This is a genomic window from Novosphingobium ovatum (genome assembly GCF_009909235.1).
Lineage (GTDB): Bacteria > Pseudomonadota > Alphaproteobacteria > Sphingomonadales > Sphingomonadaceae > Novosphingobium > Novosphingobium ovatum.
Map to the genome: position 1 here is coordinate 352,625 of NZ_JAAAPO010000004.1, position 21,456 is coordinate 374,080.

Here is a 21,456-nt window from a genome sequence, read left to right on the forward strand (position 1 = left end):
GGCGAGAGAACCATAACTCTACCTTTCCGTCTTTCGAGCATTTTCAGCTCGTGCAAGCTCCTCATATCTGCATAGCGGGATCGAATTTTGGGTACTGCCCTGCAAGGCTTGCTCAAGGTCGGCCAGCAGGTCCTCACAATGCTCCAGTCCCACAGACATGCGCAGGAGATTGTTCCCTATCCCCGCTGCCTGACGTGCCTCCTCGCCCATGTCGGCATGGGTCATGGTCGCCGGATGGGCGATGAGACTTTCGACGCCCCCGAGCGATTCGGCCAAAGTCAGAACCGAAATATTGGAAACGAAGTGGCGAACCGCCTGCTCACCGCCGGACAGTTCAAAGCTCAGCATGGCCCCAAAGCCGGATTGCTGCAAATCGGCCAGGAGATGACCGCAATCTGTTGGCAGCCCCGGATAATGCACTTTGGCGACAGCAGGATGTTGCGCCAAAAAGGTGGCAAGTGTCATCGCGGTCGCTTGTTGCTGCGCCGTGCGGGCAAACAGGCTTCTGAGCCCGCGCAACGTGAGCCAGGCATCGAACGGCGATCCGGCAGTGCCAATGATATTGCACCACTGCTTCAAGGCGGTAACGTCAGCGCCATCTGCAGCAATGATCGCACCGCCGATGACATCGGAGTGGCCGTTCAAAAATTTTGTTGTCGAGTGGACGACGTAATCGGCACCCAGCGTGATCGGACGCTGACAAGCCGGCGATAGGAACGTGTTGTCGACAGCCACCTTCGCCCCCACGGCATGGGCCATCTGACACAGGGCCGTGATATCAACAACACGCATCAGCGGATTGCTTGGCGTCTCGATAAACACAAGGGCAGGATGGCGTTTGCAGGCTTGTGCCACAGCATCTAGGTCAGTTTGATCGACAAAATCGAGCTGGAAATGTCGCCGCTGTGCACGGGCCTTCAACAGCCGCATTGTGCCGCCATAGCAATCATGAGGCGCCACGATCAGATCATCACCCGACAATTGCCCGAGTACGAGATCGATGGCGGCCATTCCGCTAGATGTGACGACCGCCCCGGCTCCGCCTTCCAGCTTGGCAAGGGCCTCGCTCAAAAGATCCCGCGTGGGATTGCCCGCCCGGCCGTAATCATAGGGGCCAGCCTGGCCGAATCCTGAAAACGCATAGGTGGTTGAGAGGTATAACGGGGGTGCGATGGCGCCGAAGGTCGGGTCCGTGGCTACGCCATGGCTTGCGGCGATCGTTTCGCTGTGGAGACGGCGAGATTTGATCATGGCCGTGCCTCCGCTTGTGTGCCCGTGGGCGGCATCAGGTGGTCGCGTGCACCAGAAAGGCGGCTCAAGGCGACGCTTGCTAGACTATGCTTGTCGAGTTCAGCAAGGAATGCGCGCTCGGCCGCTTGCAAGCGGAATTTGAGTCGGCATTGGCCGTCCAGTGAGCAATCGCGTGGTTCATGGGCCAGACAGTCCACGAGTGGGTGCCCTTCCTCCAGGTGGCGAATAATCTCGCCCAGCGAGATGTGAGCTGGTTGCCGGGCCAGGACAGATCCGCCGCCGCCGCCACGGCGCGTTTCAACAATACCAACTTGCGCGAGCTTTTGGATGATCTTGGCGAGATGGTTGCGCGAAAGGCCCAACTCATCCGCCAATTCTGCGGTTGAGAACACACGTTCAGGCACGCTGGCCATGCGCATCAGCATACGAAGCCCGTAATCCGTGAAAGCGGTCAAACGCATGGCCGTTACCTCTGTGTATGGATGAATGGGTATTTACAATACGCATTAACAGGCGTAGCCACGCCTTGCAAGTCAAGGCTGGCGCCATCCCGACCCGTTGCCTCCTTGAGAAATGGAGCAGCCCATCGTGACAGACACCCTTATTCTCGACCCAGTGATCCTGACCAATCACATCGAAAAGCACTTCCATGCGCGGCATCGTGAACAATTGCCCTTGCTCATCGAACTGGCGAATAAGGTGGAAGCCGTGCACGCCGCTCATAGCGATGCCCCGCACGGGCTGGCGGCAGCCCTGAGCCGTTTCCACGACGATTTGGTGGAGCATATGCACAAAGAGGAAGTCATCCTGTTTCCTGCCATGCGGCAGGGCGGGATGCCAGGCATTGAGCATCCGATCCACGTCATGCGCGCCGACCACGCGGACCACATCGAAACCGCCGAGGCTATCCGCAGGCTTGCGGGCAATCTCGTGCTGCCTGAGGGGGCCTGTCGCACATGGGCCGCGCTCTATGAGGGCCTTGGCGAATTTCTGGCTGACTTTGCGGACCATGTAAGGACCGAAAACGAGCAGCTTTTTCCGCTTTTCGAGCACTAAACCCAATTCATCCTTGCGAGCCAGAAGTGAGCCGGAATGTGACCAGCACCGCAGAACAGAGCCGATCATGGCAGGGGCCAGCGCTTTTCGCCTATGGCTTCAGGCCGTTCTTTCTGGCAGCAGGCCTGTGGGCCGGATTGGCCATGGCACTGTGGATCGGCATGTTGGCTGGCAGGTTTGCCCTGCCCACCGCCTTCGATCCGGTCAGCTGGCATGCCCATGAGTTCCTCTACGGCTATCTGGGCGCGGTGATGGCTGGCTTTCTGTTGACTGCCGTACCCAATTGGACGGGGCGGCGAGCGTTGACCGGTTGGCCGCTGGTCGGGCTGTCTGGCTTGTGGGTGCTGGGGCGTTTGGCGGTTGCGCTGTCGCTGCGGCTTTCCCCCGTCTGGGTGGCGGTGGCCGATCTGGCCTTGCCGCTGGCCCTGTTCCTGGTGATCGGCTGGGAGATCATCTCCGGGCGCAATTGGCGCAACCTTGGTGTCCTGGCCTTGCTGGCCATTTTTGCGCTGGGCAATGCGATTTTCCATTGCGACGGGGCCCGCAATAATAGCCCCGCGCAAGGCATGGGGCTGCGGATCGGGGTGGCTGCGGCCATCCTGATGATTGCTGTGGTCGGGGGGAGGATTGTTCCAGCCTTCACGCGCAACTGGCTGACCAGGAACAATCCCGGCAGGCTGCCTTCACAGCCCGAGCAGGCCTTTGACAAGGTAGCGCTCGCCGGCCTGCTGCTGGCGGGTTTAGGCTGGATCTTCAGCCCGGCGGCGGGGCTCACCACCGCGCTGCTGGCTATTGCGGGCCTGCTCCATCTGTTCCGGCTCGCCCGCTGGGCCGGGGATCGCACGCGGGCAGAGCCCTTGGTGTGGGTGCTGCATCTGGCCTATGGCTTTGTGCCGGCAGGCGCGCTCGCGCTGGCCGTGGCCAATGTCGCGCCGGCCTGGGGCAATCGGGCTGCTGGCCAGCATCTGTGGATGGCCGGCGCCATCGGCATGATGACGCTGGCGGTGATGACCCGAGCGACGCGCGGGCACACCGGCCGCGCGCTGGCCGCCGATCGCACGACGGCATGGATCTACATCGCCCTGCTGGCCGCCGTGCTGCTGCGCGTCGCCGCCGGCTTCTGGCCCGAATTGAGCGGCACGTTCTATACGCTGGCGGGCACGGCATGGATCGGCTGCTATGCCGGCTTTTGCTGGAGCTATGGCCCCATGCTGCTGCGCCCCAAGCAGGGCTGATGGCGCGCGCGGGGCCTATTCGAGAACCGGATCGGGCCGCACAAAGGCTTCAAGCGCGGCCCGGTCGCAGATCGTCACCTGTGCGCCATCGGTTACTACACCATGCTTGGCCAATACGCCGAAGGCTCTGGACATGTTCTCGGGCGTCATGCCCAGCAGCGATGCCAAAACGCGCTTTTCGGCGCGCAGTATCACCCGACCATTGCCATTTTGCCGATGATCCTGCTGCAGAACCAGATTGCCCAATCGCTCGGCCGACTGGCGCAACTTTATATCGGTCAGCGCCCGGGCCATATCGCGGTAGGCTAAGGCTAGCTCGTGCATGGTGGCCTCCATCAAGGCCTGGTCCTTGCGCACGATTTCCCGAAGGAGGGCGGCTGGAACCAGCAGGATACGCGAGGACATCAAGGTTCTTGCTGACATCAGATAGGGCATATCGGTGACGGCCGCCGCGAGGATGAAGCTCGACGCCGGCTCCACGATCCGCATGGTCGTGTCCCGCCCTGCGCCATGGCAGTATAACTCTGCCATGCCATCCACGAGCACATACAGGAAATCAGCCCTTTGCCCGATCTCGAATAGAGTCAACTGAGGCGGGAATACTTGCAAAAACGATCCGGACAGGATACGCTCCTGCTCGGCAGGGGCCATTTGGCTGAACAACGGCAACTGGGCGATTTCGGGGCGTTCTCCGGGGCGCACTGTCACAAAACTCCATGCCGGGCGAGGCGCCTGCCTAGGGCCTTAATTAACATATATCAAGTCACCCATGGATCCATATTTGGCGTAAAGCCCCTTGAAATCAGGCCAAGTCGATTTTGACCGTGCCGCCTTGGTCAAATTGATGCGGATCAAGCCCCGGCTTGCGCCATAAGGCAATGGGCTATCGCGAAACTTTCTGCGGGATGGAGCACGGCTATATGCAACCGCACCATAGCATTGGCAAAACAGATCAGAACAGGGCGCTAGGCCTCAGCACCTTCGCCTTCACCATCTGCTTTGCCGTCTGGACGATCTTTGCCATCATCGGCATCCGTATCAAAGCCGAGTTGGGCCTCAACGATACGCAATTTGGCTTGCTGGTTGGCACGCCGATCCTGACCGGATCGCTGGTTCGCCTGATGCTGGGCGTATGGGCAGACCAGTATGGCGGGCGCATTGTCTTCCCGCTCACCATGCTGGCCTCGGCTGGCTCTACCTCGCTGCTGGTTCATGCGGACAGCTACCCGCTGATGCTGCTGGCGGCGCTGGGCATGGGGCTGGCAGGTGGCGGCTTTGCGGTTGGTGTTGCCTATGTTTCCAAATGGTATCCCCAATCGAGACAAGGCGCTGCCCTGGGCTTTTTCGGCATGGGCAATGTGGGGGCTGCGGTCACCAAATTTGCCGCGCCTTTTGTCATGGTCGCGCTGGGCTGGCACGCGGTGGCGCAGATCTGGGCGGCCGTGCTTGCCTTTACCGCCGTTTGCTTCTTCCTCTTCGCCAAAGACGACCCGGAACTGGCCGCCCGCCGGCTCAGCGGTGAACGCCCAATGGGCCTGGCTGAACAACTCGCCCCGCTGAAGAACGAGCAGGTCTGGCGTTTTTCGCTTTATTACTTTTTCGTGTTCGGCGCCTTTGTGGCTCTCGCCCTGTGGCTGCCGAAATATCTGATCGGCGTTTATAGCCTCGATGTGAAAGTGGCGGGCATGCTGGCGGCCACCTTCAGCCTGTCGGCCAGCCTGTTCCGCGCCTATGGCGGCATCCTGTCCGACCGCTATGGCGCGCGCCGCATCATGTACACCACCTTTGGCGTTTCGATGCTGCTGCTGTTCATGCTGTCCTATCCGGCCACCGACTACACCGTTCACGGTGTGAAGGGGGCGATCCACTTTTCAACCTCGATAGGGCTGGTGCCCTTTGTGCTGACGATCTTTGTGCTCGGCTTCTTCATGTCGCTGGGCAAGGCGGCGGTCTACAAGCATATCCCAGTCTATTATCCCGATCATGTTGGCTCGGTTGGCGGGCTGGTTGGCATGGTGGGCGGCCTGGGCGGCTTTGTCCTGCCGATCATCTTTGGCGTGGTCAGCGACCTGACCGGCATCTGGACCAGTTGCTTTGCCGTGCTATTCGCGCTCGTCCTTGTGGCGCTGGTATGGATGCACATTGCCATCCGCCAGATGGAGCAAAAGGCCAGCGGGATCGACCGCCGCAGCCTGCCGCAATTCCCCGAGATGGCGGGCCTGCATGATCCGGCGCGTCATACACCCGCCCCCACTGGCAAGGTGCTGGCCGATTGGCGCCCAGAAGATGCCGATTTCTGGGGCCAGACCGGCGAGCGCATTGCCCGTCGCAACCTTTACATTTCCATCCCCGCCCTCCTTCTTGCTTTTGCGGTGTGGATGGTCTGGTCCGTGGTGGTGGCCAAACTCCCCCTCATCGGGTTTGACTATACCACGGACCAGTTGTTCTGGCTGGCCGCATTGCCAGGCCTGTCCGGCGCTACGCTGAGAATTTTCTACAGCTTCATGGTGCCGGTTTTTGGCGGACGCTTGTGGACGACGCTCAGCACCGCTTCGCTGCTGATCCCGGCCTTTGGCATCGGCTATGCCGTGCAAAACCCCGAGACGCCCTATTTCATCTTTCTGGTGCTGGCGCTGCTGTGCGGCTTTGGCGGCGGCAATTTCGCCTCTTCTATGGCTAATATCGGCTTTTTCTTCCCAAAAGCGAGCAAGGGCAATGCGCTGGCTCTCAACGGCGGTCTCGGCAATCTCGGCGTGTCCGCGATGCAGTTTCTGGTGCCTGTTGTCATCACCAGCGGGGTGTTTGGCGCGCTGGGCGGCACGCCGGAGGTCACCGTCAAGGGCGCTCATCTCTGGCTGCAAAACGCCGGGTTCATCTGGGTGCCCTTCATCATCGCCTCCAGCCTGCTGGCTTGGTTTGGCATGAACGACATTGCCGATGCCAAGGCCAGCTTTGCCGAACAGGCCATCATCTTCCAGCGCAAGCACAATTGGCTGATGTGCTGGCTCTACACCGGCACGTTTGGTTCGTTCATCGGCTTTTCCGCCAGCCTGCCCCTGCTGGCCCGCAAGGAGTTTCCCGAGGTTGATGCGCTCAAATATGTCTGGATCGCCCCACTGGTAGGCGCGATCAGCCGCGCTGCCACAGGCTGGGTCGCCGATCGCTGGGGCGGCGCAAGGGTCACGCTTTGGGTGTTCATTGCCATGATCGCGGGCACTTTCGGGGTGATGCATTTCCTCCAGGCCAAGGACTTCAACGGCTTCCTCGCGATGTTCGTTTTCATGTTCTTCGTCACCGGGGTTGGCAATGCATCGACCTTCCAGATGATCCCCAACATCATGCGCCTCGAAATTCCGCGCCTGATGCCTGCACTTTCGCGGCCCGACGCTGAAAAGCAGGCTGCCAAGGAATCGGCCGCGATTGTTGGCTTCACTTCAGCCATCGCCGCCTATGGCGCATTTTATATCCCCAAGGCCTTTGGCAGCGCGATCACGCTGACAGGCAGTCCGCTGCCCGCGCTTTGGGGTTTCCTCGCATTCTACGTCAGCTGCGCCGTGCTGACCTGGTGGGCCTATTCGCGTCGTGACGGCCTGCTTCACGCCACCGAACACGGACAGCCCGCCCGTCCTGCCCAAACCCAAGGAGCCTCCGCATGAGCCATTTGCTCGATCGTCTTACCTTCTTTCGCCAGAAGAAGGAACCCTTCTCCGACGGCCATGGCGTGACCACCGGCGAGGCGCGAGACTGGGAAGACAGTTATCGCCAGCGCTGGCAGCACGACAAGATCGTGCGCAGCACCCATGGCGTGAACTGCACCGGCTCCTGCTCGTGGAAGATCTATGTCAAGGGCGGGATCATCACCTGGGAAACCCAGCAGACCGACTATCCCCGCACCCGCCCCGAACTGCCCAACCACGAACCGCGTGGCTGCCCGCGCGGGGCCAGCTACTCGTGGTACATCTATTCGGCCCAGCGGCTGAAATACCCCATGATCCGCAAGCGGCTGGTGCGTATGTGGCGCGAGGCGCGCCGCAACCTGCCGCCCGTGGCCGCCTGGGCCTCGATCCAGAACGACCCCGCCAAGCGCAAAAGCTACACCGCCATTCGCGGCCACGGCGGCTTTGTTCGCTCGACGTGGGACGAGGTCAACGAGATCATCGCGGCCGCCAATGCCTATACCGCCAAGATCTATGGCCCCGATCGCGTCATCGGCTTTTCGCCGATCCCGGCCATGTCGATGGTGTCCTATGCCGCTGGCGCGCGTTACCTCTCGCTGCTGGGGGGCACCTGCCTGTCGTTCTATGACTGGTATTGCGACCTGCCGCCCTCCAGTCCGATGACTTGGGGCGAGCAGACCGATGTTTGCGAAAGCGCCGACTGGTACAATGCCGGCTTTCTGATGCTGTGGGGCAGCAATGTGCCGCAGACCCGTACCCCCGACGCCCATTTCATGACTGAGGCACGCTATCGCGGCGCGAAGGTGGCGGTGGTCAGCCCCGATTATGCCGAGGCCACCAAATTCGCCGACCTGTGGCTCAACCCCAAGCAAGGGACCGATGCCGCGCTCGCTCTGGCCATGGGCCATGTCATCCTGCGCGAATTCCATCTCGACCGGCAGGTGCCCTATTTCGAGGATTATTGCCGCAAATATTCCGACATGCCGATGCTGGTCCGCCTGGTGGAGCAGGATGGCCGGCTGGTGCCCGAACGCCTGCTGCGCGCCAGCGATTTTGCCGGCAACCTAGGCGAGGGCAACAATCCCGATTGGAAATGCGTCGCCATTGATGAGGACAGCGACGAGGTGGTCACCCCTTCGGGCACCGCCGGCTTCCGCTGGGGCGAAAAGGGCAAATGGAACCTTGAGGAGAAGGACGGCAAGGGCAAGCCTGTCAAACTGCGCCTGACCGCCATACTGGACAAGGACCATGACGAGATCGTCGAAGTGGCCTTCCCCTATTTCGGCAATCGGGAGCATGACCATTTCGCGGGCACCGACCATCCCGACGTGCTGAACCGGCGCGTTCCGGTGCGGGAAATGGAGCTGGCCGGAGGCCGCGCCTATGTCGCCACCGTGTTCGATCTGCTCTGCGCCAACTATGGCCTGGATCGGGGTCTTGGCGGTGATTTTGTAGCCCGCGACTATGCCGAAATGGCGCCCTATACGCCGGCGTGGGCCGAGAAGATCACCGGCATTCCCGCCGACCATATCATCACCACCGCCCGCGAATTTGCCGCCAATGCCGAGGCAACCAACGGCAAATCGATGGTGATTCTGGGGGCGGGTCTCAACCATTGGTATCACATGGACATGAATTACCGGGGGATCATCAATCTTCTGGTGATGTGCGGCTGTGTCGGCCAATCAGGCGGCGGCTGGGCGCATTATGTGGGGCAAGAAAAGTTGCGCCCGCAAACCGGCTGGGCGCCGCTGGCCTTTGGGCTCGATTGGGCACGCCCGCCGCGCCACATGAACGGCACCAGCTTCTTCTATGCCCACACCGACCAGTGGCGCTATGAAACGCTGGGCGTGGAGGAAATCCTCTCTCCCACCGCCCCCAAGGGCGATTGGGACAGCAGCCTGATCGATTACAACGTGAGGGCCGAACGCATGGGCTGGCTGCCCAGTGCGCCCCAACTCAAGAACAATCCGCTTGATGTCGGCAAGGCGGCGGCAGCCAGCGGCAAGGATGCCAAGGACTATGTCGCCGATGCGCTCAAATCAGGCGAGCTTGAGCTGTCCTGCCTCGACCCCGACGATCCCGCCAACTGGCCGCGCAACATGTTCGTGTGGCGCTCCAACCTGCTCGGCTCCTCGGGCAAGGGGCACGAATATTTCCTCAAACACCTGCTGGGCACCGCGCATGGCGTGCAGGGTAAGGATTTGGGCGAGGCCGGGCGCCAGAAGCCCAAGGAGGTCAAGTGGCATGACGATGCGCCGAAGGGGAAGCTCGACCTGCTGGTCACGCTCGACTTCCGCATGTCCACCACCTGCGTCTATTCCGACATCGTGCTGCCAACGGCCAGTTGGTACGAGAAGGACGACCTCAACACCTCCGACATGCATCCCTTCATCCATCCGCTGTCGGCGGCGGTCGATCCGGTTTGGGAATCGCGCAGCGACTGGGACATTTACAAGGGCCTGGCCAAGACCTTCTCGCAAGTGGCGCCCGAAGTGCTGGGTGTCGAACAGGATGTGGTACTGACCCCGATCCAGCATGATAGCGCCAACGAGCTGGCCCAGCCCTTTGATGTGGCGGACTGGGGGCAAGGCCAATGCGAACCCATGCCCGGCAAGACCATGGCGACCGTGGCGGTGGTGGAGCGGGATTATCCCAATCTCTACAAGCGTTTCACCGCGCTGGGCCCGCTGATGGACAAGCTCGGCAATGGCGGCAAGGGCATCGCCTGGCCCACAGCGCATGAGGTGGAAAACCTGCGTCAGTTGAACGGCACTGTGCAAGAAGATGGCCCCAGCAAGGGCATGCCGCGCATCGACACCGCAATCGATGCGGCAGAAGTGCTGCTGATGCTAGCCCCGGAAACCAACGGCGAAGTGGCCGTCAAGGCATGGGCGGCGCTGTCCGAAAACACCGGGCGTGATCACACTCATCTGGCGCTGCCCAAGGAAGACGAGAAGATCCGCTTCCGCGACATTCAGGCCCAACCCCGCAAGATCATCTCCTCGCCCACATGGTCGGGCATTGAGAGCGAACATGTCTGCTACAATGCCGGCTACACCAATGTCCATGAACTGATCCCCTGGCGCACACTGACTGGCCGCCAGCAATTGTATCAGGATCACAAGTGGATGCTGGCGTTTGGCGAGGCGCTGTGCGTCTACCGGCCGCCGATTGATACCAAGGCGGTCAAGCCGATGCTCGACCGGGCTGCGGGCCAGAACCATGTGGTGCTCAACTTCATCACCCCGCACCAGAAGTGGGGGATCCATTCCACCTACACCGACAATCAACTGATGCTGACACTGTCACGTGGCGGGCCGATCGTGTGGATGAGCGAGGTGGACGCTACCAAAGCCGGTCTGGTCGATAATGACTGGGTGGAGACGTTCAACGCCAACGGTGCGCTGGTCGCCCGCGTCGTGGTGTCGCAGCGCATGAAGGAAGGCACGCTGTTCATGTATCATGCGCAGGAAAAGCATGTGAACGTGCCCGGATCGCCGCTGACCGGACAGCGCGGCGGCATTCATAATTCCGTGACGCGCGCCATCCTCAAACCCACCCACATGATCGGCGGCTATGTCCAGCAGGCCTATGGTTTCAACTATTACGGCACGGTCGGATCGAACCGCGATGAATTCGTGATCGTGCGCAAGCTGGACAAGGTCGACTGGCTCGAAGGGCCGCTGGCCGAAGGGGAGAATGCAGCATGAAGGTCCGCGCTCAAATCGGCAAAGTGCTCAATCTCGACAAGTGCATCGGCTGCCACACTTGCTCGGTAACGTGCAAGAATGTGTGGACCAGCCGCGAAGGCGTGGAATACGCCTGGTTCAACAATGTCGAAAGCAAGCCCGGCGTGGGTTTCCCCAAGGATTGGGAAAACCAGAAGCGCTGGAACGGCGGCTGGGAACTGCGCCATGGCCGGTTGCAGCCACGCATGGGCGGCAAGTGGCGGCTGCTGGCCAAGATTTTCGCCAACCCCGATCTGCCCGAGATCGATGATTATTACGAGCCTTTCACCTTCGATTACGCCCACCTTCAGCAGGCGGGCGAGAGCAAGGCCTTCCCCACGGCTCGCCCGCGCAGCCTGATATCGGGCGAGCGGATCGAAAAGATCGAAGGTGGCCCGAACTGGGAGGAGATCCTTGGCGGCGAATTTGCCAAGCGCTCGGCCGATTACAACTTCGAGGGCGTGCAGAAGGAGATCTACGGCGAGTTTGAAAACACGTTCCTGATGTATCTGCCGCGCCTTTGCGAGCATTGCCTCAACCCCACTTGCGTTGCCGCCTGCCCCTCCGGCTCGATCTACAAGCGCGAGGAGGACGGCATTGTCCTGATCGATCAGGAAAAATGCCGGGGCTGGCGCATGTGCGTGTCGGGCTGCCCGTACAAGAAGATCTACTTCAACTGGAAAAGCGGCAAGAGCGAAAAATGCATCTTCTGCTATCCCCGGATCGAGGCGGGGCAGCCCACGGTATGCTCGGAAACCTGTGTGGGCCGCATCCGCTACCTAGGCGTGATGCTTTACGATGCCGACCGTATCGAGGAAGCGGCCAGCGCCGAGAATGTCGAAGACCTCTATCAGGCTCAGCTCGACATCTTCCTTGATCCCACCGATCCGGAGGTGATCGCGCAAGCCCGCAAGGATGGCGTGCCAGAGGCATGGCTGGAGGCCGCAAGGCACTCGCCGGTGTGGAAGATGGCGATGGAATGGAAGGTCGCTTTCCCGCTCCATCCCGAATACCGCACACTGCCGATGGTCTGGTACGTGCCGCCACTCTCGCCAATCAATTCGGCGGCCAGCGCGGGCAAGATTTCGGCCCACAACGGCATGCCTGATGTGCGCAGCTTGCGCATCCCGGTGAAGTATCTCGCCAATTTGCTGACTGCAGGCAAGGAGGAGCCGGTGATCGACGCCCTGGAGCGGATGCTGGCGATGCGCGCCTATATGCGCGCCAAGACCGTCAAGGGTGTGATCGAGGAGCCGATCGCGGCAGGTGTGGGCCTGTCGGGCGCGCAGATCGAAGAGATGTACCGGATCATGGCCATCGCCAATTACGAAGACCGCTTTGTCATTCCCAGTGGCCACCGCGAGGACACCGAGGATATGTATGACGAACGCGGCAGCTGCGGATTTTCCTTTGGCAATGGCTGTTCTGGCGGTTCGTCCAGCGCCAACCTGTTTGGCGCAACATCAAAGGCTTCAGGCCGCAAGAAGCTGGAAACGCCGTCGTCCCATATTGCACCTGCAAGGGAGGCATTGTGATGCGCCACACGCTGCTCATTCTCTCGCATTTGTTGCGATATCCAACCGAAGGCTTGCAACAGGCGGCCCCCGAATTGCTTTCCATGCTCGAACTCGACGGGGTACTGGAAGGCCGGCAGATCGAGAAGCTTCAGCCGCTGATCGACGCGATCATTGATGAGGAGTTGCTCGATCTTCAGGAGCGTTATGTCGGGCTGTTTGATCGCGGCCGTGCGATTTCCCTGCATTTGTTCGAGCATGTGCATGGCGAAAGCCGGGATCGCGGTCAGGCCATGGTTGAACTGCGCAGCCGCTACATCGCGTATGGCCTTGAAATCACGGCAAACGAACTGCCTGATTATTTGCCGATGTTCCTCGAATACCTGTCCTGCCTTCCCCTTGAGCAGGTTCTTGAGGAACTGGCACAACCAAGCCTCATCCTTCAGGCTTTGGCCGAAAGGCTGGACGAGCGCGATACGCTATACGCTGCCCCCATGAAAATCCTGGCCAAGCTTGCCGGTTCCACTGGTGAGGCGCTGGCTATCGCGCCGGCCGACGATCCCGATGATCTGGCCGCGCTGGACGCCATCTGGGCGGAGGAACAGGTTCGCTTCGATGCCCCTTTGCCAGGCGGCAGTGACAGCGCCTGCCCGAAAGCGGCGGCCATGATCGCCCGCCTCCATGCCCCCGAGCCTGCAAGGAGCCAGAACCATGGCTGATTTCCTTCACCATCTGCTCTTCGGAATTTACCCTTATATTGCGCTGGCCGTTTTGGCGGTCGGCTCGGTGATCCGCTATGACCGCGAGCCCTATTCCTGGCGCGCGGGCTCAAGCCAGCTTTTGCGGCGCAAACAGCTTATCATCGGCTCGGTGCTGTTCCATCTGGGTGTGCTGATGATCTTTGCCGGGCATTTGGTTGGCCTGCTGACGCCCATCGCCATTTGGGATGCTCTTGGTGTGCCCCATGGCGCCAAGCAAGTGCTGGCCATGAGCGCGGGCGGCGTGGCGGGCATTATGGCGATTGCCGGGGCGACGCTGCTGATCCATCGCCGCTTCTTCGATCCGCGCGTGCGCGCAGCGTCAAATTTCAGCGACAATCTCGTGATTCTCTTGCTGTGGATGCAACTGGCGCTGGGCCTGTCGACCATTCCGGTATCCGCGCAGCATCTCGACGGCCACGAAATGGTCAAGTTTATGGAATGGGCACAAGGCATCTTCACCCTGCGCGGTGATGCGGCCGACCACATTCGCGATGTCGCGCTGGTGTTCAAGTTGCATCTGATGCTGGGGATGACCATCCTGCTGCTATTCCCCTTCACCCGTCTCGTTCATATGCTGAGCGTTCCGGTGCGCTACATCTGGCGTTCGGGTTATCAGGTTGTGCGCTCGCGCAAACTGGCGGCGCGTCATGGCTGAAACGCTCGAACACGCCCGCGTGGCGGTCAATGGCACAGAAATCCCGCCAGCTGCCATCGCCGCCGAAGCGCAGCATCATCCCGCCGGCACTCCGCAGGAAGCCTTGAGGGCCGCCAGCGAAGCGCTCGTCATCCGCCAGCTCCTGCTCGACGAGGCGGAGAGGTTGGGCGTGGAGGGCCATGACATCAACGACGATGAGGGACGGCCCCTTTCGCGCGAGGAAGCGCAGATCGAGGCGCTGCTTGCGTCGCAAGTAAAAACCCCGAAGGCCGACGAGGCCACTGCGCGCCGCTATTACGAGGGCCATCGCGCACGGTTCCGGTCGCCGGTGCTGGTGGAGGCCGCGCATATCCTGTTTGCGGCAGACCCTGCCGACCCCATGGCCTATGGCTTGGCCACGGGCGACGCGCGCAATGCCATCAAGGTGCTGCAACGACAGCCTGAGCGCTTTGCCGAATGGGCGCAGAAGCATTCGGTCTGCCCCTCGAAAGCGCAGGACGGGATGCTGGGCCAGATTGCCCCCGGATCGCTGGTGCCCGAATTTGAGGAGGCGCTCTTCAAGCTGGAGGCTGGCGCGCTGCACGCAGAGCCGGTCAAGACACGCTTTGGCGTCCATGTCATCCGCGCCGGGCGCCGGGTGGAGGCGCAGGATTTGCCCTTCGAGGCGGTGGAGCGACAGATCGTCGAGTATCTCGAAGAGGCTAGCTGGCGGCGGGCTGTGGCGCAATATGTCGGGCTTTTGGCCGCCAATGCCCAGCTGGAAGGCGTCGAAATTGCCGCGGCCAACGGGCCACTCGTGCAATGACCTCGCCTTTGCACAATTTGCGCGATGGGCATGGGCGCAGCTTTGAATATCTGCGCCTGTCGCTCACCGATGTGTGCAATTTTCGCTGCACCTATTGCCTGCCCGATGGCTATCGCAAGCAGGCGGGAAAGCCGGCAAACCTGTCGGTGGCGGAGATCGCCCGGCTGGTGTGCGCCTTTGCCGCCCTGGGCTTGTGGAAAGTGCGGCTGACCGGCGGCGAGCCAAGCCTGCGGGCGGAAGTGCTGGATATCGCCCAGACGATTTCGGGCACTGCGGGCATTCGCAGGCTGGCCATGACCACCAATGGTTATCGTCTGGCCGAGCGGGCCAAAGACTATGCCAGCGTTGGCATCACCTCGCTCAACCTCTCGCTGGACTCACTCGATCCGGCCCGCTTTGCACAGATCACCGGCCATGATCGCCTGCCGGAAATTCTGGCTGGCGTTGATGCGGCCCGCGATGCGGGCATCGAGAGCATCAAGCTCAATGCGGTGTTGATGAAAGGCATCAATGACGGCGAACTGCTTGCCTTCATGGATTTTGTCGAGCGGCATGACCTGAGCCTGCGCTTCATTGAAGTCATGCGCACCAATGACAATGTGCCCTTTTTCAGGCGGTATTACCTGCCCGCCGCCACGGTCATCGCACAATTGGAACGCGCTGGATGGCAAAGGCTTGCCCGCGCGCCGGGCGCCGGGCCAGCGATAGAGTTTGCCCATCCGGCTGGCCGGGGCCGCATCGGCGTGATCGCCCCCTATGCCAAGGATTTCTGCGCCAGCTGCAACCGTCTGCGAGTGTCGTCGTTGGGCAAACTGCACCTGTGCCTGTTTGGCGATTTCGGCGTGGATCTGCGCCCCTTGCTGGCCGATGACGCTCAACAGGACGAACTGCTGGGGCGCATCGAGGAACTGACTCGAACGAAAAGCCTGTCGCACCGCCTGTTGCAGAACGACAGCGGCGCCACGCCCCATCTCGCTTCTATCGGAGGCTGATTGCCATGCCCGGAATTGACCAAAACCTGCCCTTTTATCCCCTCGGCATGGCTGTTCTGACCATCTCTGACACGCGCGCCATGGCAACCGACACCTCCGGCGGCCTGTTGGCCGACAGGTTGGTGGCCGCTGGGCACAGCCTGCTCGACCGTGCCTTGGTGCCCGATGACATTCCCGCGATCCGCGCGCAGATCGAAAGCTGGCTTGCCCGGCCAGAGATCGAGGTCATTCTGACCACGGGCGGAACCGGTTTCTCGCCGCGAGACAACACCCCCGAGGCGGTGCGCCCACTGCTGAAGCGCGAGATGGACGGGTTCTCCGTGGCCTTCCATCAGAAGAGCCTTGGCACCGTGGGCGTCGCCTCGATGCAATCGCGCGCCTTTGCCGGGCAGGCTGGCGATGCCTTCATCTTCTGCATCCCCGGCTCCACGGGCGCTTGCCGCGATGCCTGGGACGGCTTGCTCGAACTGGAGTTCGACAGCCGCCACAAGCCCTGTTCCATCGCGGGGGCTTTGCCGCGCCTGCGCGAGGTCTGCGCATGATCGACTTCGATGAAGCGCAGAAACTGTTGGCCGAGGCGGTCAAGCCTTTGGCAATCGAGCGCGTTGCCCTTGCCGAGGCCTTTGACCGTGTGTTGGCAGAGCCGGTCCATGCCGCCATTTCCGCGCCGCGCAGGGCGGTTTCGGCCATGGACGGCTATGCCCTGCGTGACAGCGACGCTGCCATCGGCGCCACGCTAAGGATTGCTGGGGAGAGCTTTGCCGGCGGCCTGCTGCCACCGGCGATCGGACCGGGCCAATGCCTGCGGATCTTCACCGGGGCAGCCCTGCCCGAAGGGGCGGACCGGGTCATCATGCAGGAGAATTGCTGCGCCGAAAATGGCAGCATGACCATTGTGGCCGCGTATGGGCCAGGCTGGCATGTACGCCCCGAAGCCAGCGATTTTGCGCAGGGAGACCTGCTGCTTCAACAAGGCACCTTGCTCACGCCTCGTGCGATGGTGACTTTGGCTGGGGCCGATGTCGACACTGCTCTGGTCTACAAGCGTCCCCGTGTTGCCATTATCGCCACCGGCGATGAACTGGCCCCGCCCGGAACGGCCAGAAACAACGTTTTGAAAATCCCAGAATCAGTCTCTTTTGGCGCCGCCGCGCTTGCCCGGGAATATGGCGCAAGCATTGAAGCGCGCTTTACCGGCGCGGATGAGCTGGCAGACCTTCGCAGGCTGGCTGATCGCGCGCTGACGCTGGCCAATGTTGTCGTGGTGACGGGTGGCGCCTCGGTTGGAGAGCGTGACTTTGCAAAGGCCATGTTTGACGACCAGAATCTGGAAATGCTGTTTACCAAAGTGGCGATGAAGCCCGGCAAGCCGATCTGGATCGGGCGTGCCCAGGGGCGGTGGGTGGTGGGGCTGCCGGGAAACCCCACCTCGGCCATGGTCACCGCGCGGCTGTTTCTGGCTCCGCTACTCGCGCTGCTGCAAGGCCGGGCCATCGGCGATGCGGTCAATTGGCTGCACCTCCCGATTACTGGGCAATGGCCGCAAAGGCAAACTCGCACCAATTTCGTGCGCGCTTGCATGACTGATGAAGGACTGGTCCCAACGCAGAATCAGGATTCTGGCGCTCAGCTCCCCTTACAGGAGTCCGACTGGCTGGTGCGTATCGACCCAGAGCACGACGATGCCTCACCAGAATTTTTCAAATTTACGGCCAAAGCTTTGCAGTTTTAACTGCCGGCAGGCGTGTCCGACGGCTTTGCATGGGCGTCAGATTTAAGTATTTCTGCTAGATAGGAAAAATCAGACCATGCGCAAGCCTTCGTTCCGAGCTGATCATGTTGGCAGCCTGCTACGCCCGGCGCGAATTGCCGCAGCGCGCCAAGCCGGTGCCAGCCCTGCCGAACTGCGCGCGATCGAGGATGAAGAAATCCCGGCATTGATCAAAATGCAGGAAGACATCGGCTTGAAAGTGGTCACCGATGGCGAGGTCCGCCGTGCTTTCTGGCACTTTGACTTTATGGGCATGCTTGACGGCATGGAAATGCAACGGGGCAAGGATGGGGTTCAATTCCACGGGACGCGCATTCCCGCAGTACGGCCTGTTATAACCGGGGAGTTGGGCTTTCCCGGGAACCACCCCATGCTGGAGCATTTCACTTTTGTGAAAAAGCATGCCGCCGTTTGCCCCAAGATCTCCATTCCAGGACCATCCTGCGTACATTTTCGCACCGATCCATCCGATGTCTTCCCGGAAATATACCGTGATCCCGAGATCCTGTTCGCGCATATCGCCGCAGCTTACAAAAATGCCGTTCAGGCATATTATGAGGCGGGTTGCCGCTATCTCCAGCTCGATGACATTTTTTTCGCCTATCTAGGCGACCCGGTGCAGCGCGAAAAGCGAAACGCGATGGGGCAAAACCCGGACTGGTTGATCGATCGCTATGCTTGGATGTTGAACGAAGCGATCAAGGACCGCCCGTCCGACATGCTGATCGGCATGCACATGTGTCGCGGCAATTTCCGCTCCACCTTTGCCGCTTCGGGCGGATACGATGCTGCCGCCGATGCGATATTCAACCAGACCGATGTCGATATCTACTTCATGGAGTATGACACAGACCGGGCTGGCGGCCTGGAGCCGCTGAAATTGCTGCCCAAAGGGCACAAGCGCGTGTTGGCCGGCTTCATTACCACCAAAAGCCCGATGCTGGAGACGGCCGATGATCTGGCGCGGCAATTCGAAGCGGCTTCTGCTTATGTGGACATGGATCAACTGGGAATTGCCCCCCAATGTGGCTTTGCGTCTACCGAACACGGAAACGCGCTGAGCGAAGATGATCAACGCCGAAAGCTGGAATTGGTTTTCAAGACAGCTCAAAGACTTTGGGGCGAAATATAGTACCTTAAGTGGGATCCGGCTCTCGCCACCATGGGGCAAGTGATCTTGGCCATCATGCTGGCGGACTGTTCGGCGTCAGCACCTATGGCCCAGAAAAGGGGTTGCGGCTAACGGAGGGATTGGGTCTCGTCGTAGTGACGTAAGGAACGCATCTATGGACGCCTCCTGCGCAAGGCAATTTTTCGATCGTACGAACGGCTTACTATGCGTGAATCTATCCGGCCTCTGTTTGGAGCGATAAAACTCCGGGCCATGATGGGAATCCGCGTTCTTCAATGCCTTCTAAGATGAGCGGCCTGAGATGGCCATCGTTCCTTGCAGGCTGTGAAGGGGCGACGCTTGCCGTTGCACCATCAATTTCTCACCTCGCATATTGTCACGGCCGGGGCAGCAATTCCAATCAAGCCATTTGAAAATCCTTCTCTGCACGCAGCATCGCCCACGCCATGCGGACAGTCTTGTTGGCCATGGCGACGGCTGTCTTGTTGTGACCAGCGCGCGCGAGCAGTTCTTGCGCCCATTTGGCGAGCCGATCATTGCGCTTGGCAATTGTGAGTAGCACAGCTCGTGCTCCATGGATCAACTGTCGCCGACGATAATGACTGGCCTTTTTGCCAATTCCACCGAGCCTGGGCTTGCCTCCGGTGGTGTATTGGCGGGGAACCAGACCGACCCAAGCCGCCATCGCCCGACCTGAAGAAAAATGCCGACCATCATCGACGGCTGCAACGAGCGCGGTCGCTATCACAGGGCCAACGCCCGGGAGTGTCGCCAGGCGGCGGCACCGCTCGTTGTCGCGGCAAATGGCGACGAGCTTTCGGTCAAGATCGACCACTCGCTCATCAAGCGCCCGGAATTCGCTTATCAGGGCTGAGAAAAGATCGGAGGCGAGTTCGGACAATGGCGCACTGGCTACCGTTTCGGTAATTTGCTTTCGGAATCTGAAGGCACCTGCTGAGAGCACGACGCCGTACTCACCAAGCAGGCCTCGAATATGATTGATTAGTGCCGTAGGTCGCGTCCCGGGACGTGGTGTAGGATCTGAGGGTAGCGCTGCTGGCCGGACGCGCGCTTTCCATATAGCGCTGTAGCGTACGGCCAGCAGCGCGGGTGGTCACCGTGATTTTCGGCTAGGTTTGGGTTGCGAAGCTCGAACCTGGAGAACCACGATGACCGATTCCATGATGCACCTGCGCGCGCTGGTCGAGAAGGCCCCTGACGCGGATATTTTGCGCGAGATGATCTCGTTTGCCGCCGGGCGGTTGATGGAGATGGAAGTCGGTGGCCTGACGGGTGCGGGCCACGGCGAGAAGTCCGCCGATCGGCTTGTCCAGCGCAACGGCTATCGCGACCGCGACTGGCAAACCCGCGCGGGAACGGTGGAACTGCGCATTCCCAAGTTGCGCAAGGGCAGCTATTTTCCCGGTTTTCTGGAGCCGCGTCGGATGGCCGAGCGGGCGCTGACGGCGGTCATCCAGGAAGCCTATGTGCATGGCATCTCGACGCGATCGGTCGATGACCTGGTCAAGGCGCTGGGCATGGATGGCATCTCCAAAAGCCAGGTTAGCCGCCTGTGCGAAGAGCTCGACCAAAAGGTGCATGCCTTCCTCGATCGCCCGATCGAGGGCGACTGGCCTTACCTGTGGATCGACGCCACCTATGTCAAAGTCCGCCAGAATGGCCGTATCGTCTCGGTCGCGGTGATCATCGCGGTGGGCGTCAACAGCGACGGTCGCCGTGAAGTGCTGGGCATGGATATCGGCCCGTCGGAAGCCGAACCCTTCTGGACCGCGTTTCTGCGCAAGCTGACGCGCCGGGGCCTGCGTGGGGTGAAGCTGGTGATCTCCGACGCTCATGAAGGCATCAAGGCGGCGGTCTCCAAGCTGCTGTGCGCGAGCTGGCAGCGCTGCCGCGTCCACTTCATGCGCAACGCGTTGGCCCACGCTGGCAAGAGCGGGCGCCGCGTCGTCTCGGCATTCATCGGCACCGCTTTTGCTCAGGAGACGCCCGAGGCCGCCAGTCAGCAATGGCGTTCCGTTGCCGATCAAATGCGCCCAAAACTGCCAAAACTCGCCGCGTTGATGGACGACGCCGAACCCGACGTGCTCGCCTACATGACGTTCCCCAAGGAGCACCGGGCCAAGTTGCACAGTACGAATCCCATCGAGCGCCTGAACGGCGAGATCAAACGCCGCACCGAAGTCGTCGGCATCTTCCCCAACGAAGCGGCAATCACACGCCTGATCGGCGCCATTCTCATGGAACAGTCCGATGAATGGGCCGTCCAGCGCGGCCGCTACATGTCACTTGAAACCATGGCGCCGGTGAGCGACAATCCCATCGTCATGCTCTCGGCTGTACCTGGCGCATGACCGGCTCAAGCTTATGCCGAAATCGCCGGTGGCCCAAATAAACTACACCACGCCGTGGGACACGATCGTGCCGTACGCTCACCAACAACCCGGTCTCGCATCCGATGAAGCATTTGCAAATCCTGCTGGGCGAGTGTCTTGACTGGCACGAAGCGCATCGTGGGACGAGACGCAGCTTCATAAATCGCTTCGGCATCAACAGCGTCGTTCTTGGCACCCTTCACAAATGGTTTGACGAAACGTGGGTGGATCAAGCGAATGGTACACCCATGAGCCTCAAGCGCACGCCCCCAGTGGTGGGCACTGGCGCACGCTTCCATGGCCACAATTGCCGGATTCAGGCGTTTTACAGCATCGAGGAATTTTGCCCTGCTCAGCTTTCGGGAGATGATCTCGCCATCTCCTGAAATGCCATGAATGTGAAATGACTGTTTTCCAAGGTCGACTGCCAAAAGTTGCATAACACCGACTCCTTGCTTTGAGGCCAGCTACGATCTCTGAGGT

General features: G+C 60.9%; 17 protein-coding genes and 1 pseudogene. 13 read left to right on the forward strand and 5 right to left on the reverse strand.

Going from position 1 to position 21,456, the window contains the following annotated elements; genetic code table 11:
* Positions 1–18: 18 nt before the first annotated feature.
* Together metB and GTZ99_RS11680 are read right to left on the reverse strand one after the other, a co-directional pair.
* Positions 19–1,251, reverse strand: a complete 1,233-nt coding sequence (gene metB, locus GTZ99_RS11675; RefSeq protein ID WP_161719039.1) for a cystathionine gamma-synthase — start codon at positions 1,249–1,251, stop codon at positions 19–21.
* A complete protein-coding gene (locus GTZ99_RS11680) occupies positions 1,248–1,712 on the reverse strand; it encodes an RrF2 family transcriptional regulator (RefSeq protein ID WP_161719041.1) in 465 nt (154 codons plus the stop codon). The genes metB and GTZ99_RS11680 overlap by 4 nt, the downstream gene beginning before the upstream one ends.
* Before the next feature lie 112 nt (positions 1,713–1,824).
* Between GTZ99_RS11680 and GTZ99_RS11685 the strand changes: the two genes are divergently transcribed.
* Positions 1,825–2,307 (forward strand): hemerythrin domain-containing protein, encoded by a 483-nt coding sequence (locus GTZ99_RS11685; RefSeq protein WP_161719043.1) that lies wholly within the window; start codon positions 1,825–1,827, stop codon positions 2,305–2,307.
* Positions 2,308–2,345: 38 nt separating this feature from the next.
* Positions 2,346–3,542 (forward strand): NnrS family protein, encoded by a 1,197-nt coding sequence (locus tag GTZ99_RS11690; protein WP_161719045.1) that lies wholly within the window; start codon positions 2,346–2,348, stop codon positions 3,540–3,542.
* A 15-nt stretch (positions 3,543–3,557) separates the two neighbouring features.
* Here the strand turns inward: GTZ99_RS11690 and GTZ99_RS11695 are convergent, their stop codons facing one another.
* Positions 3,558–4,250: a helix-turn-helix domain-containing protein gene (locus GTZ99_RS11695; RefSeq protein WP_161719047.1), complete on the reverse strand. Its 693-nt coding sequence runs from the start codon at positions 4,248–4,250 to the stop codon at positions 3,558–3,560.
* Between the two features lie 212 nt (positions 4,251–4,462).
* Here GTZ99_RS11695 and GTZ99_RS11700 point away from each other — a divergent pair, with 212 nt between their 5' ends.
* From GTZ99_RS11700 to GTZ99_RS11745, 10 genes are all read left to right on the forward strand, one after another.
* Positions 4,463–7,198, forward strand: coding sequence for a nitrate/nitrite transporter (locus GTZ99_RS11700; RefSeq protein ID WP_161719049.1), 2,736 nt, complete (start codon positions 4,463–4,465; stop codon positions 7,196–7,198).
* A complete protein-coding gene (locus GTZ99_RS11705) occupies positions 7,195–10,932 on the forward strand; it encodes a nitrate reductase subunit alpha (RefSeq protein ID WP_161719050.1) in 3,738 nt (1,245 codons plus the stop codon). The genes GTZ99_RS11700 and GTZ99_RS11705 overlap by 4 nt, the downstream gene beginning before the upstream one ends.
* On the forward strand, positions 10,929–12,485 hold the full coding sequence (gene narH / locus GTZ99_RS11710; protein WP_161719052.1) for a nitrate reductase subunit beta: 1,557 nt from the start codon (positions 10,929–10,931) through the stop codon (positions 12,483–12,485). The genes GTZ99_RS11705 and narH overlap by 4 nt, the downstream gene beginning before the upstream one ends.
* Positions 12,485–13,183 (forward strand): nitrate reductase molybdenum cofactor assembly chaperone, encoded by a 699-nt coding sequence (gene narJ / locus GTZ99_RS11715; RefSeq protein ID WP_161719054.1) that lies wholly within the window; start codon positions 12,485–12,487, stop codon positions 13,181–13,183. Before narH ends, narJ begins: the two co-directional genes overlap by 1 nt.
* Positions 13,176–13,880: a respiratory nitrate reductase subunit gamma gene (gene narI / locus GTZ99_RS11720; protein ID WP_161719056.1), complete on the forward strand. Its 705-nt coding sequence runs from the start codon at positions 13,176–13,178 to the stop codon at positions 13,878–13,880. The genes narJ and narI overlap by 8 nt, the downstream gene beginning before the upstream one ends.
* The gene (locus GTZ99_RS11725) at positions 13,873–14,685 is read left to right on the forward strand and encodes a peptidylprolyl isomerase (protein WP_161719058.1); all 813 of its coding nucleotides are present in this window, start codon (positions 13,873–13,875) and stop codon (positions 14,683–14,685) included. The genes narI and GTZ99_RS11725 overlap by 8 nt, the downstream gene beginning before the upstream one ends.
* Complete coding sequence (moaA, locus tag GTZ99_RS11730) at positions 14,682–15,677, forward strand: GTP 3',8-cyclase MoaA (protein ID WP_227711287.1); 996 nt, start codon at positions 14,682–14,684, stop codon at positions 15,675–15,677. Before GTZ99_RS11725 ends, moaA begins: the two co-directional genes overlap by 4 nt.
* A 47-nt stretch (positions 15,678–15,724) precedes the next feature.
* Entirely contained in the window at positions 15,725–16,219 is a 495-nt protein-coding gene (locus GTZ99_RS11735; RefSeq protein WP_227711288.1) for a molybdenum cofactor synthesis domain-containing protein, read from the forward strand.
* Positions 16,216–17,409: a molybdopterin molybdotransferase MoeA gene (locus tag GTZ99_RS11740; RefSeq protein WP_161719062.1), complete on the forward strand. Its 1,194-nt coding sequence runs from the start codon at positions 16,216–16,218 to the stop codon at positions 17,407–17,409. Before GTZ99_RS11735 ends, GTZ99_RS11740 begins: the two co-directional genes overlap by 4 nt.
* A 76-nt stretch (positions 17,410–17,485) precedes the next feature.
* A complete protein-coding gene (locus GTZ99_RS11745; RefSeq protein ID WP_161719064.1) occupies positions 17,486–18,580 on the forward strand; it encodes a 5-methyltetrahydropteroyltriglutamate--homocysteine S-methyltransferase in 1,095 nt (364 codons plus the stop codon).
* 400 nt (positions 18,581–18,980) lie between these two features.
* Here GTZ99_RS11745 and GTZ99_RS11750 read toward each other — a convergent pair whose 3' ends face one another.
* The gene (locus tag GTZ99_RS11750; protein WP_161719261.1) at positions 18,981–19,685 is read right to left on the reverse strand and encodes an IS110 family RNA-guided transposase; all 705 of its coding nucleotides are present in this window, start codon (positions 19,683–19,685) and stop codon (positions 18,981–18,983) included.
* A gap of 64 nt (positions 19,686–19,749) precedes the next feature.
* On the opposite strand from GTZ99_RS11750, the gene GTZ99_RS11755 reads away from it, so the two are divergent.
* Positions 19,750–20,952, forward strand: a complete 1,203-nt coding sequence (locus GTZ99_RS11755) for an IS256 family transposase (RefSeq protein ID WP_068095125.1) — start codon at positions 19,750–19,752, stop codon at positions 20,950–20,952.
* 71 nt (positions 20,953–21,023) lie between these two features.
* Here the strand turns inward: GTZ99_RS11755 and GTZ99_RS11760 are convergent.
* Positions 21,024–21,413, reverse strand: a pseudogene (locus GTZ99_RS11760) (IS110 family transposase); the annotation flags it as partial.
* Positions 21,414–21,456 lie beyond the last annotated feature (43 nt).